Raw genomic sequence first — 14018 nt, 5'->3', positions numbered from 1 at the left:
ACAAGGCCGTTGACTATTGATGAAGGTAACATTTTTTTAAAATAAACCGAGCTTAAGCAACAAACCGTCGTGAAACAAACTACTGCATGGAAAATCTCACCGTCGCTACTTGCCCCATTTCATCCATCACCAGTAATTGATAATCGCCTTTTTCACTCAAACGCAGCGTAACGTTACGCCCACGTTCAGTTAACGGCTCACCATTAAGAAACCACCAGCGTTCACCTGCGCCACCACTGGTTTGCACAGGCAAAGAAGCATCAGCAGCGCCAGGTAATCGCTTAATAATGGTGCCATCACGTACTCCTGTTAGTTGCAACGGGAGTTGGGCATCGCGACCGTATGGCGGGCACATTGTCGATGCCGGAGGCAAACGCACAGCCCGGCGTTCCGGAGCAGGCAGCCAGGGTTCCAGCGGTAGCGGCCAGACATTTATCATTTCTTGTCGCGCCTGTGGACAATCGGCAGCGACTCGTTTGCCATTTTCATCCAGCCAGATAGGGAAACGTATGCCATTAATCCCTTCCTGCTCCGGCAGTAACAGAGTTGGCGGCTGGCTTCCATCCAGTAACCAGGTTGCCAGGCGACGCCGACAGTTACTGTCACCTTCCGGCAAAGACTGCCCGCCCGGCCAGCAGATAACACCACGGCTTACAGAGTTCGGACGTGGGTCTTCTGGCAGATTTGCACTGCGCGACAGTAAGATATTATTGACCTGATTCAACAGCGGTACGGCGCTGGCAAAGCCAAACTGACCAACAACAGGCGTACCGTCCGGCCTGCCGGTCCAGATACCGATGATATAGCGAGCATTTATACCTATCGCCCATGCATCTCGATAGCCATAACTGGTGCCAGTTTTCCATGCCAGTGGTACGATGCGCGGCAAAGCGCCATCCGGCAAGGGTTGCGCTTCATCAGCCATGATCCGGCGGATGATCCACGCAGCCCCCGGCGACATTAAGGGGCGTTCAAGCAGGGGGTCGTCAGGCTGTAAGCGCAATTTACCTGCCTTACCGCGGCGAGCAAAAGCGGTATACGCTGCTGCCATATCTTCCAGTTTTGCACCTGCGCCGCCGAGAATGAGCGACAGATTCGGCTCAGCACCGTTGGGCAGAAACAGCGGTAACCCGATGTTACGCAGCTTTGCCGCAAACCGTTTCGGACCATAGGCTTCCAGCACCTGCACGGCGGGTAAGTTCAGCGAGCGCACCAGCGCCTCGCTCATGCTGATCGGGCCATGAAATCCGCTATCAAAGTTACCTGGTCGATAATCGCCGGTGCGTCGGGGGACGTCCTGCAACAACGATGCCGGATGGATCAATCCCTCATCCAGCGCCAGACCATAGACAAACGGTTTAAGCACCGATCCCGGCGATCGGATCGCATTAACCATATCGACATGACCAAAGCGTGAATCATCATTGAGATCAACCGATCCTACCCAGCCGCGAACACGCATATCAGTATGATCAACCACGATCATCGCCAGTGAACTGCGCGGCGGCAATCGTCCTTTCCAGTTTAGCGCCAGTTCTTCCAGACGCCGCTGAAGGCCTGCATCCAGTGTAGTAACGATTTTGTCGCTTTTACTTTTACCGAGCATCATCCGCGAAAACAGCGGTGCCAGTTTTGGCATCTGTCTGGGTGCCAGCCAGACAGGTTCTTCGATTGACTCTTTTACCTGCTCACGGAACCATACACCTTGCACTGCCATCCGTTTGAGCACTTTATTACGCGCAGCCTCGGCACGCTCCGGCCAGCGATCCGGGCGCAGCCGACTGGGTGCTTGCGGTAATACCGCCAGCATTGCTGCCTCGGAATAGCTTAAATTTGCAGGCGATTTCCCAAGATAAGCCCAACTTGCTGCCCCAACTCCCTGCAACGTACCGCCAAACGGGGCGCGATTAAGATACAAAGTCAGAATTTCACGTTTAGACAGATGCCACTCCAGTTGAAACGCGCGCCAGAGCTGACGAATCTTGCCGCCAAACGTTTTGGGGTGAGGATCAAGCAGACGCGCCACTTGCATGGTGAGCGTGCTACCGCCAGAGATAACCCGACCAGAAGTCAGATCCTGCCAGGCTGCGCGCGCCACCGAGAACGGGTTTACGCCAGGATGCTTCCAGAACCAGCGATCTTCGTAATTAATCAGTGCTTCAATATAACGTGGAGAAACATCTTCGATTGCTACCGGATAACGCCAGATACCATCTGCATCAGCAAAGCGCCACAGTGGCGTACCGTCCTGCGCCACAACCACGCGTGCGGGATTGACTTCATGTAGCGGCAGAGGCCAGAGTTTATCTGCTCCCCACGCCGCCAGAATGATGATAAAAGGCGCGGCTGCCAGCGTTATCCAGCAGCCGCGTTTTGTTAACAGACGAGGCATTTACGGTCTGACAATCAGCAAATCTTCAGTCGCACCCGTCGCCCGCCATTGGGGAACATACATCGATTCCACCATCGGCTGCGGCATCTGATACGTTCCCGGCGTTACCGCCCGCGCCAGATATACCAGCGTTACCGGTTGATATTCATCAACGGCAACCGCGGCCACAAAGCGATCGTCACGGAACTCAATGTGCTTAATGCTCGCTTGCTGCATTTGATTGAGCAAGTTTTGCACTTCGCCACCACTTTGTTCCAGACTGGCGCTGCCGTTCGCCAGGTTCTGGTTTTCCAGTTCCAGACCCGCTGGCAACAAATCAACCACCAGCGCATCCGGCACGCTGTTACTGGCTTTTACCTGCAACCAGACCAGCACCAGATCGCCACTACGCAACGAGTCCAGAGACTTGCTCTTACCATCAGTACCTAATATATGGCGCTCAATTTGCAGAACATTATTCGCTGGAAGCGGTGCAGACTGCGGATAACCGCTGGCATCCACACGCAGCCATAGCGGTTGGTCGCCACTGTTGGTTACCTGCAAAGTTGCAAGTTGATCGCTATTCAGATTGCTGTTTTGCGCTTTCTCGCCTGTCAGAGGTGCGGCAGAGAAAGACGTTTGCGCCTGCCATTTGCCCGGTAAATCCTGAATCGCACGGGCAGCCAGGAACAACGCGTTACTTTCCTGAGTTGATAGCCAACGTTCACCAAACGCCTGCTGCGAAAGCGTGTTCAATAAGGTGTTCTGATCATCTGGCAATAGTTTGTTCTCTTCCAGCAAGGAGAGCATCAACGCGTTGTCGCGCAGTGGGCTACCGTAATCGCCCAGCCATTTCCGCTCATCATTGCGCGGCGTTTTCAGCGCCAGTGCAATCGCTTCTTCACCACGCATCGCATCGCCCATCGTTTTCAGCGCAACGCCAAGTTGCAACAGTGGCAAACCCGAAGCAGCATCTGCACGACGCTCCCAGATTTCACGCAGTGCACCCAGCGGTGCTTTTTGCTGCCGTGCCAGTACCAGCGCAGCATAAGACTGTATGGCAAACTTGCTGGCTTTGAGGTTATCCGCATACGGAATCGACATCATGCCCGGATCTTGTAAATAGCGCAGCAGACGCTCATTTCCCCGGTTAATGACTTCTGTCGGCACGCTGTAACCCTGCTCACCTGCGCGAACCAGAAAATCCATCACGTAGGCAGTCAGCCAGTACTCTTCGTCACCGTTTTTATCCCACAGCGCAAAGCCGCCGTTATCACGTTGCATTTGCAGCAAACGCGAAATGCCAATATCGACTGCCGCACGGCGTTTATCATCACCGTCGCCTTTGATACCCAATGCCTGTAGCTGGGCGGCGTTGGTATAAAGTGACGGGAACAGGCCGCTGGTGGTTTGCTCCAGACATCCGTAAGGATACGCTTTTAACTCTTTAATATAACGAGCAATGTTCAGCGGTGGTTTGCCGCTCAACAACAACTGTCCTTCCAGCGTAACAGGCAAGAAGTTTTGCAATCCATCAGTTGGCATCGCCCATGTTTCACCAGGCTGCAACGCCGTACCATAATTGACCGTTTGTGCCGGGAATGCCGGACGGACGCCAATTTTCCACTGCTTATGCTGATCGGCAACGGTTTCCCCCGGTAACACTAACCCGCTAATGGTGGCCCGAATTTCGCCATCGCCATAGCCCGTCAGTGCGCGTACCGGGATAAACAGCGTAGTTCGCACGCCTGGCGCTAATTCAACGCCTGCGGGCGAGTTACTCACCAGTTCAAGTAAACCGCTGGCGGTCAGAGCAACGTTCAGTTTTTGCGGTTTATCGGTAAGATTAGTGATATCCAGCGTCAGACGCGAGGTATCGCCGCTGGCCATAAAGCGTGGCATATTCAGTTCCGCTATCACCGGTGCGGCAACAACCACTTTACTTTCGCTGCTGCCGAAGTCATCCGCTGTCCAGGCCTGCGCCATGACTCGTAGCTCACCATTAAAATCGCCAATGGGTAGCGTAACCGTGCCTTCCCCCTGTTCGTTGAGCGTTACCGGCTGTGCCTGTTGCGCAACAATATTGACGTGGTTCACGGGCGGTTTACCCCCGCGTTTCAGCTCATCGCCATCGCCACCAAAGCGCAGCGCTGCCAGACGTCCCTGACCTTCAATAACCTGACCGTAAATATCGTAAATATCAGCACCATAACGTTTCTGACCAAAGAATGCCTGCCACGGATCTGGTGTAACGTAATCAGTGATATTCAGCACACCACTATCAACGGCCGACACCAGCACATTCACCTGTTTTGGCATCTCACCATTTTTATTGCTGGCTTTGATTTTCACGGTTAATGGCTGATTGGGGCGCATTTTTGTTGGTGTTTCCAACGCCAGATCGAGGCGACGGTTTTCATCGCCAAGCGGCAAATGCAACACGCCAACCGCACGTTTTGGCGTCGCGGAACGAGATTTATCTCCCGGACGAACCACCAGCGTACTTAAATAGAGGTCATGTCGATTCCAGGTTTTATCGACCGGAATCATCAAATCCAGCCCTTGTGCCGGGACATCAATCTCTTGCCACCACAGCGGCCCTTCACTGGACTCGACCATCGCGTAGCCTTTACCCGCCGTTGGCGCAGCAATATGCAACTTGATCGTATCGCCAGGTCGATAACTGGCTTTATCCAGTTTCATCGTGACACGGTCTGGTCGTACCGCACCGCTACCGTCGCTATTATCCTGCCAGCTATATCCGGCCCAAAAACGCACGCTACTGACCGCTTCATTCGGCGCTTTGACTTCCAGACGATAAGCGCCCCACTCTACCGGGAAACTCACTTTGCCGGTTTCACCCGCTTGCAGATCCAGTGTTTGCTCATTTTCGATCAGATCTTTTTGATCAAACTGCGACCGCCAGCCTTCATCTTCCGACCAGTTCCAGTAGTAATCACGACGTTCACGAATCAGTCTCACCTGCAAGCCCGACACGGCTTTTTTCACGCCCTGTGCATCGCTATAAACGATATCAAAAGCAGCGTTACTGTCTTCATCAACAATGGGCTGTTTTACCGTGCTGTCAGTGCGGTAATCGTAAACCGATTTTGACGAGAACTGCGGGCGGATCCCTGGCAACGCATCCGCAGGCCAGATAGCCTGTTCAACACGGCGCGTCACCGGGCGGCCGCCGGATTCCAGTAAACTCCCCTGGAAAATAACCTGCAATGGAGAATGTGTTTCTTTCCACTGACTTTCTGTAGAAACTTCGCCGCGCCCTTTATCATCCAGCGTCAACTGGACTTCATCCAATGATCGGGAAAGGTTTTCGGCAGCAATATCACCAAATTCGAAACCGGGTAATGCAGCAACCGCTTCACGCAGTGGCCGCAGGAAAAGCTGCCCCTGCAAGGTATTACCGTTAGCAGGCGCTCCGTACAGGTAGTAACCCACCACAGAGAATTTCACCTCATCTTTCGGCGTTAACGGCGTTTTCTCGCCACTCAGATTCAGCGCCATACGCTCAGGCATGAAATCTTCGACGTGGAAATCCCACATTCGATACTGGTTATCGCCCGTGTTAGCGCGGATATGCCACATGCCTGTTGGCGCACTGCTATCGAGTGGCCAGGTAAAGTGATAGAGGCCATTTTGCGGCTGACTAACGACGCTCCTAAGAACCTGCCCGTCGGGTTTAATCACGTCCAGTTTGACAGGTTGATCCGGTAACATTTTACCGTCCGCATCCCGCAATAACCCATTGAGAATTACCGTTTCGCCAGGGCGATAAAGATCGCGCGGGCCAAACATAAAGAACTGCTTGCTGTAGCCTGGCGCGCCTGCAATGTTAAATTCCGCTAAGTCCAGCGCCGGGAGTTTTAAATCAAGCAACGTTGTCTGACCGTCTTTACGCGCCAGCAGCAGTGCCGCGTTTTTGTCATTTTCCAGTTGCACATGGCCCTGTGCATCACTGGTCGCCTGAGTCAGCGTCTGCCCTTCCTCATTTAATAGCGAGACTTCAATTCCTTGCTGAGCCGCGCCGTTTTCCAGGCTTTGGGTAAAGATATCCAGACGATTGTGATAACGGTGGGCCGATACGCCAATATCACTTAACGTAAACAACGTAGCCGGATTACTGTAATCGTAACGTCCGGCCTGATTCATCACCGCCAGATACACGCCCGCCTGCTGAAGCGGCTTGATATCGCCCAGCGGCAGCAATAATTTTTCACGGGTGTTACGCGCAGGATTGAGATCAAAACGCCCGGTGTAGACCAGATCAGCCATCTGCAATAGTTTGTCCGATTGCCAGTTCGCCAGCGAATTGCGGTATTCCCACTGGCTAATGAAAGCAGGCAGAGATTCAGGCTTCACACGGAAGAAGTTAACATCGACATTGTTAACGTTGAGCGCCATTACCGGCAGCCCTTCAACGACTTTCCCGGGCAGCAGCGAACCACGGCTGGCAAAACCGACGCTGGGTTGGATATCGCGGGTAGAAATCGTTTTTTCGTAATCTTTACTGAAGGTTGCGTTATTGAGAGCTTTGACCTCCTTGCCAATAGTGACGATCAAATCACGTTTAGGTTCAAGGTGGCGCAAGCGTAGCTCTTTGAGATTATCTGATAGCTCCCAGGCACCATCCACTTTGCCGCTCTTTTTATCGACGACATGGATAACACGCGAGAAATCCTGATCCGGGTCAAGGGGGATGGAGAAAGTCAGCACCAGCGTGGCTGCGCCATCGAGTTGTACTTCAGAGAGATCCAGCAATGTCAGTGCTTTACCGGCACTCTGTTGTGCCAGTTTTTGTCGCTCCACCGCGGAGGTTTTTGCAGAATTCGTATTTCCCGACGATGTGTCTTTAGCAACTTCTGAGGACGCGTCTTTTTTCACCTCTATTGGCGCGTTATCGTTGTTGTCGCACCCTGCCAGCGCCAGCATTAACATGCAGGCGGCTATGCGTAACTTTTTCATCTCTCATCCCTGCCACAATGGCCCGTTAGCAACATCGAATAATTATTATGCGTGAGAAATGACGTTATGTAATTCACTATCACGCCTACAGAATCCGAATTTTAGTGAGAAATGTGGCTCAGACAGCCAAATCAGTCTCTTTTGCTTGTCGCTTTTCGGCAAACATCCGACAATTTAGCTTAACCCCGGCAAAAATGGAGATGCCTATGTCCACGACATGGTTTGTAGGAGCCGACTGGCTCGCTGAACATATAGATGATCCGGAAATTCAGATTATTGATGCCCGTATGGCACCGCCCGGACAGGAAGATCGTGACATTGCCCAGGAATATCTCAATGGACATATCCCCGGCGCAGTATTTTTCGATATCGAAGCACTTTCCGATCACACTTCCCCGCTTCCGCACATGCTGCCACGCCCGGAAACATTCGCAGTGGCAATGCGTGAACTGGGCGTTAATCAGGACAAACATCTGATTGTCTATGATGAAGGTAACCTTTTCTCTGCACCGCGCGCATGGTGGATGCTGCGCACTTTTGGCGTGGAGAAAGTGTCGATTCTGGGCGGTGGACTGGCGGGCTGGCAGCGCGATGGTCTTCTGTTAGAAGAGGGCGCGGTGGTATTGCCGGAAGGGGAGTTTAACACCGCGTTTAACCTGGAAGCCGTGGTGAAAGTGACCGATGTGTTATTGGCAAGCCATGAAAAAACGGCGCAAATTATTGATGCCCGACCGGCAGCGCGTTTTAATGCTGAAGTTGATGAACCTCGCCCAGGTTTACGTCGTGGGCATATTCCCGGCGCGCTGAATGTTCCGTGGACGGAGTTGGTGCGCGAAGGCGAACTGAAGACGACCGATGAACTGGATACAATATTTTTTGGACGCGGCGTCAGCTATGACAAACCAATTATTGTCAGTTGCGGTTCTGGCGTAACGGCAGCCGTCGTGTTGCTGGCACTCGCTACGCTGGATGTACCAAACATAAAACTGTACGACGGTGCATGGAGTGAATGGGGGGCACGGGCAGATTTGCCGGTCGAGCCAGTGATATAAGCTTTTTATTGCTGGTCTGGTTCGCGGCCTTTCCAGCAGATTGACTTGTGTTGCATAAGCAACGCAGGTGCTTCACAGCGCTTGCTATCGCGGCAATATCGCCAGTGGTGCTGTCGTGATGCGGTCTTCGCATGGATCGCACAATGAAGATACGGTGCTTTTGTATCGTACTTATTGTTTCTGGTGCGCTGTTTTCCCAGGTAAATAATAACCGGAGTTTCTCTGGTAATAATTTACTGGTGGCTAACAACCTTCAGTGCAGCAAGTAAGCCCGAATGCCGCCCTTTGGGGCGGCATATTTTATATTATCCGATTCTGTTTAAAATCACGCAGGAATCCACCCCAGCGACGTTCATAGAATGGCGCAATATGTTCGGTAATAAAGTGGCTAATTCCTTTTTCCCCTTTTTTCACCTGACAAATATCGATAGGTTCATCGCCCGGTAACGTATCGGTCGCCACACTTCCCGCCGCCTGAATAATTTCTTCGATATCGCCATCTGCTTCAATACCAATAAGCAAATTAGATTGTGCCTCTTCGCTTTCTTTAATTGAACAAATAAAAGCGCGCTTCACCGGCTTAATGGTTTTAAATAAGGTGGTGAGCGAATCAATCATTTGTGCTGGCGGCTCTGCGACTTCCGATAATATCAGCGACTCGCCACCTTCCAGCACTTCCTGACTGCTCAGTGGGTTTCCCTCTTCACCGATCAGCAAACTGATTTCACGCGGCATAAACTCTTTGCCGGTGGGCAGTTTTGCATTAAGGAAGAGCGTTTCACCAAGGGTCATCTCAAACAGCGTGCGAACGGGCATCACGACAAATGCCTGTTCGTCTTCAACCGCCTGTTGAAGTGCTTCTAACGAGGTGAAAAAAGGAATGACGCTGGTGCCATCTTCTTTTTCCCAGTGCTGTAAATCAAGTGCACTATCTTCAGCTACTGCCTCGCCCTGCGCCGCTGTACCCGGCACCCAGACAGTGGATTCCAGTAGAGTACGGAAAAAGGCTGGACGGTGTGCCGGTTCGGTTGCTGCTTTTTCCAGCAGGTCTTCAAGTTCATTTTTTGTTTCGGACATAAGAACCACAATTCATTCAACGTTCTGGGCGCAAGTGCCTGATGCGCTACGCTTATCAGGCCTACAAGTGAATCGCAATTTGTTGAATTTGCAATACTTTGTAGGCTGGATAAGGCGTTTACGCCGCATCCAGCATGAACAAATGCACTTTGCCAACGGTCTGATAAAAAAACCGGATGTGGCTTGAACCGCATCCGGCATAAAAGATTACGCAGTTAACAGATTGGCAATCGTGCGCACACCCAGCCCGGTCGCGCCCGCAGACCACTGCTCAACCGGCGCTTTACGGTAAGTCGCTGAGCAGTCAATGTGCAGCCAACCTTGCTGATAGTTCTCAACAAAGTGCGACAGGAAGCCCGCAGCCGTACTCGCCCCTGCCGGATAAGCCGCGCTTCCGGTATTGTTAAGTTCGGCAAAGTTTGACGGTAACTGGTTACGATGGAACTCCGCCAGTGGCAGACGCCAGAATGGTTCATTCTCCTGCGCGGCACTCGTCAGCAAACGCCCTGCCAGCGCATCGTCAAAACTGAACAGTGCGTGATAATCATTACCCAGCGCGGTTTTCGCCGCTCCGGTCAGGGTCGCAGCATCAATAATCAGTTCCGGTTTCTGCGCGCTGGCATCAATCAGGCCATCTGCCAGCACCAGTCGCCCTTCCGCATCGGTGTTCATCACTTCGACTTTTTTACCGTTGCGATAGGTGATGATATCGCCCAGTTTGAACGCGTTGCCGCTGATCAGGTTATCCGCACAGCAGAGGAACAGTTTCACGCGTTTATTCAGACCGCGCGTAATAGCAAATGCCAGCGCTCCGGTAACCGTTGCAGCACCGCCCATATCGGACTTCATCGAGTCCATAAACGCGGTCTGTTTGATACTGTAACCGCCGGAATCAAAGGTGATGCCTTTGCCTACCAGGCAAGCGTATACCGGCGCTTCTTTATCGCCCGTTGGGTTATAGTCCAGCGCCAGCAATACCGGGGAACGTTCTGATCCGCGTCCAACGGTGTGCAGCCCCATATAACCCTGCTCGCGCAGATCTTCGCCTTTAGTGATCCGGTAAGTCACACGATCGCCCGCAACGTTGCTGATCAGATCAACAGCACGCTGCGCCTGTTGTGATGGCCCCAGTTCTTCAGCCGGTGCGTTGATGGTGTCACGCACCCAGTCGATGATCATCAGGCGGTTATCCAGTTCCTGGCGTTGTGCATCGTCCAACTCCGGCCACTCGACTTTATGCGTACCTTTAGGCGCTTTGTAACCCTGCCAGAACGCCCAGCAACGATCCACATCCCAGCCTTCACCACTTAACTGGACATGCTTAATGCCCAGACCGTCAATCTTGCGCGCCGCACGCTGGATCAGCCCCAAATCGTCAGCCCCGGTCAGGTGCAGGGTAATGCCATCATTATTAATGCTGTAAGTCGCTTTTTCTCCCCAACGCGCATCAGCAGGTTGGGAAGAAAGGGTAATTTTCATCGCTTCTGTCATTTTAGTTATCCTTATTTGTTTAACAGCAAAACGGGCTACCCCCAGGCAGCCCGTTTATTCACTCAGCTTCGTCCAGCCAGACTAACAAAATCGCTTCGAGGATTTTCTCGTTAGATGCCTGCGGGTCGTCGTCGAAATCTTCCAGATCGCAAATCCACTGATGCATATCGGTGAATCGAACCGTTTTCGGGTCGAGATCGGGATACGCATCGTACAGTGCTTCGCCAATTTCGCGGCTATCGGTCCACTTAAGTCCCATACTAACCTCTGTTAATGCTCACGCGCATGGTTGATAGTGTAACGCGGAATTTCGACCACTAAATCTTCATCGGTGACGCGCGCCTGGCAGCTTAAACGGCTTTCCGGCTCCAGCCCCCAGGCTTTGTCCAGCATGTCGTCTTCCTGCTCAGAGCTTTCCGGCAACGAGTCAAAACCTTCACGAACGATACAGTGGCAGGTGGTGCAAGCGCAGGATTTTTCACAGGCGTGTTCAATCTCGATGCCGTTACGCAGCGCAGCGTCGAGAATGGTTTCACCGCTCTTAGCTTCCAGAACAGCACCATCAGGGCAGAGATCCTGATGAGGCAAAATAACAATCTTTGGCATATTAAACCTCGTCCACGGAATGGCCTTTCAGCGCACGACGAACCGACTGGTCCATGCGGCGAGCGGCGAAATCCTGGGTTTGTTTGTCTACGTTTTTAATCGCTTGTTCGATGGCGTCAACATCATCGCCCTGCGCTACTTCACTCAGGTGAGCAGCGGCATCGTCGATGACCTGACGTTCTGCGGTGCTTAACAGCGCGGCATCCGCAGCCAGCGCGCCGTTCAGACTTTCCAGTACGCGCGCCGCTTCGACTTTTTGTTCAGCCAGCATACGGGCTTTTACGTCCTGCTCGGCATAGCTCATTGAGTCTTTAATCATTGAGGCGATTTCGCTGTCGGTCAGACCATAAGAAGGTTTGACCTGAATAGACGCCTCAACGCCGGTGGATTTCTCCATCGCCGTCACACTTAAAAGACCGTCGGCATCGACCTGGAACGTTACGCGAATATGCGCACCGCCAGCCGGTAACGCCGGGATCCCACGCAGCGCAAAACGTGCCAACGAGCGGCAATCCTGCACCAGTTCACGCTCACCCTGCATAACATGGATAGACATTGCCGTCTGACCATCTTTAAAGGTGGTGAAATCCTGGGCGCGGGCCACCGGAATGGTGGTATTACGTGGGATCACTTTCTCCACCAGGCCGCCCATAGTCTCAAGGCCCAGCGACAGGGGGATCACGTCGAGCAGCAGCATTTCACTGTCCGGCTTGTTACCCACCAGAATATCAGCCTGAATCGCCGCGCCAATGGCGACAACTTTATCCGGGTCGATGGAGGTCAGTGGCGGACGACCGAAAAATTCGCCCACCCGTTCACGCACCAACGGCACACGGGTAGAACCGCCAACCATCACCACTTCCAGAACTTCATCAGCCTCAACGCCCGCGTCTTTCAGCGCGCGACGACAGGCCAGTAAGGTTCGTTTAACCAGTGGTGCGATCAGTTCGTTGAATTGTTGACGGCTGATTTCGCCCTGCCAGCCCGCAACATTAACAGTCACGGAATCGGCATCGCTCAGAGCGATTTTGGCCGCAATGGCGGCATCCAGCAGTTCACGCTGAACGCGGTTATCGCTACGGTCAGGAATGCCCGCCTGCTCGCGAATGTAATCCGCCAGCAGATGGTCGAAGTCATCACCACCGAGCGCAGAATCACCGCCGGTCGCCAGCACTTCAAACACGCCGCGACTTAAACGTAGAATGGAAATATCAAAAGTCCCGCCGCCGAGGTCATAAACGGCAATCACACCTTCCTGACCGGAATCCAGCCCGTAGGCGATAGCCGCAGCGGTCGGTTCGTTGAGCAAGCGCAGGACATGCAGGCCAGCCAGACGCGCTGCGTCTTTGGTGCCCTGACGCTGGGCATCGTCAAAGTACGCCGGAACGGTGATAACCACACCATCCAGCTCGCCTGCCAGGGCTTCAGTTGCCCGTGCTGCCAGTGCTTTGAGGATGTCCGCAGAAACGCGCACCGGGTTCAGCAGTCCCGCCGCCGTTTCAATCATCGGCAGACCATTCTCGCTGGCCTGGAATTGATAAGGCAGATGCGGATAGCGTTGCTGGATATCAGCCAGCGAGCGCCCCATCAGGCGTTTAACAGAACTAATGGTGTTGGCTGTGTCAAGCGCTGCATTAGTACGCGCGTCATACCCCACCGAATGCCCTTGCTGTTGATAGTGAACAACAGACGGCAGCAGGTGACGGCCTTCATGGTCGGCTAACGTTTCGGCCTGACCGCTGCGTACTGTCGCCACCAGCGAGTTGGTTGTGCCCAGGTCAATACCGGCCGCCAGACGACGCTGATGCGGCGCAGCACTCAAACCAGGTTCACTAATTTGTAATAAGGCCATGTTTAGCTTCCAGAAATTAAAAATCGAGCAGTTTTTCTTCGAGTTGTTCGGCACTGCTTCGCAGTTTATCGAGAAAACGCAGCTTACGCACGGTATCCGCCGCCGCGTCCCACGCCTCGTTGTCTAACTGTTCAACCATCAACTGATGGCGGGTATCAAACATCTTTTTGACGCGTTTGATAAAGCTTTCCAGCCGCGCTTCGTCTTTCGCCTGTTCGATCTCGTCCAGCTCCTCGCGCAGCTCCAGTTGTTCCATCAGGAACGCGGTGTCGCGCACTGTATGCTGCTCGCTGGCAAGATCAAAACCGTGCAGCGAAAGCAGGTATTCTGCCCGCATCAATGGATGACGCAGCGTTTGCCATGCCTGGTTAATGGTTGCGGATTGCTGGACGGCGGCGAGTTGTTCCGCCTGGCTTCCGCTGGCGAATTTATCAGGATGATACTGACGTTGTAGATCCTGAAAACGCAGGCTCAATGCCTGGGTATCGAGTTGATAACGGGCAGGCAAACCAAAGAGGGTGAAGTAATCCATAACATTCTCAGGGCTGCGATCCGCCGCAATGACGGCGAATCAGGTAAAACAAACCCC

The 14018-nt window shown here is 53.1% G+C and carries 10 protein-coding genes; 2 read left to right on the top strand and 8 right to left on the bottom strand.

All coding sequences use genetic code 11. The features are described from left to right. Nucleotides 1-79 precede the first annotated feature (79 nt). Together pbpC and yfhM are read right to left on the bottom strand one after the other, a co-directional pair. Complete coding sequence (gene pbpC / locus C7B16_RS06650; RefSeq protein WP_107179510.1) at nucleotides 80-2392, bottom strand: peptidoglycan glycosyltransferase PbpC; 2313 nt, start codon at nucleotides 2390-2392, stop codon at nucleotides 80-82. Next, nucleotides 2393-7351 carry an alpha2-macroglobulin gene (yfhM, locus tag C7B16_RS06645; protein ID WP_107179509.1) on the bottom strand — a complete coding sequence of 1653 codons (4959 nt, stop codon included), beginning with the start codon at nucleotides 7349-7351 and terminating at the stop codon, nucleotides 2393-2395. Nucleotides 7352-7557: 206 nt separating this feature from the next. Between yfhM and sseA the strand changes: the two genes are divergently transcribed. After that, a complete protein-coding gene (gene sseA, locus C7B16_RS06640; RefSeq protein ID WP_000108593.1) occupies nucleotides 7558-8403 on the top strand; it encodes a 3-mercaptopyruvate sulfurtransferase in 846 nt (281 codons plus the stop codon). Between the two features lie 143 nt (nucleotides 8404-8546). Next, on the top strand, nucleotides 8547-8672 hold the full coding sequence (gene timP, locus C7B16_RS25240; RefSeq protein ID WP_242664687.1) for a small toxic inner membrane protein TimP: 126 nt from the start codon (nucleotides 8547-8549) through the stop codon (nucleotides 8670-8672). A gap of 31 nt (nucleotides 8673-8703) precedes the next feature. Here timP and sseB read toward each other — a convergent pair whose 3' ends face one another. From sseB to hscB, 6 genes are all read right to left on the bottom strand, one after another. Continuing rightward, nucleotides 8704-9480 carry an enhanced serine sensitivity protein SseB gene (gene sseB, locus C7B16_RS06635; protein WP_105269669.1) on the bottom strand — a complete coding sequence of 259 codons (777 nt, stop codon included), beginning with the start codon at nucleotides 9478-9480 and terminating at the stop codon, nucleotides 8704-8706. A gap of 207 nt (nucleotides 9481-9687) precedes the next feature. Further along, nucleotides 9688-10971, bottom strand: a complete 1284-nt coding sequence (gene pepB, locus C7B16_RS06630) for an aminopeptidase PepB (RefSeq protein ID WP_107179508.1) — start codon at nucleotides 10969-10971, stop codon at nucleotides 9688-9690. A gap of 58 nt (nucleotides 10972-11029) precedes the next feature. Next, nucleotides 11030-11230 (bottom strand): Fe-S cluster assembly protein IscX, encoded by a 201-nt coding sequence (gene iscX, locus C7B16_RS06625; RefSeq protein ID WP_000523616.1) that lies wholly within the window; start codon nucleotides 11228-11230, stop codon nucleotides 11030-11032. 11 nt (nucleotides 11231-11241) lie between these two features. Then, entirely contained in the window at nucleotides 11242-11577 is a 336-nt protein-coding gene (fdx, locus tag C7B16_RS06620; protein WP_001124467.1) for an ISC system 2Fe-2S type ferredoxin, read from the bottom strand. A gap of 1 nt (nucleotide 11578) precedes the next feature. Further along, complete coding sequence (hscA, locus tag C7B16_RS06615; protein ID WP_001516878.1) at nucleotides 11579-13429, bottom strand: Fe-S protein assembly chaperone HscA; 1851 nt, start codon at nucleotides 13427-13429, stop codon at nucleotides 11579-11581. 16 nt (nucleotides 13430-13445) lie between these two features. Further along, nucleotides 13446-13961, bottom strand: a complete 516-nt coding sequence (hscB, locus tag C7B16_RS06610; RefSeq protein ID WP_000384411.1) for a co-chaperone HscB — start codon at nucleotides 13959-13961, stop codon at nucleotides 13446-13448. Nucleotides 13962-14018 lie beyond the last annotated feature (57 nt).

The organism is Escherichia sp. 20412-1 (assembly GCF_003027595.1).
GTDB classification, from domain to species: Bacteria; Pseudomonadota; Gammaproteobacteria; order Enterobacterales; family Enterobacteriaceae; genus Escherichia; species Escherichia marmotae.
This window is presented reverse-complemented; position numbering and strand designations above follow the sequence as displayed.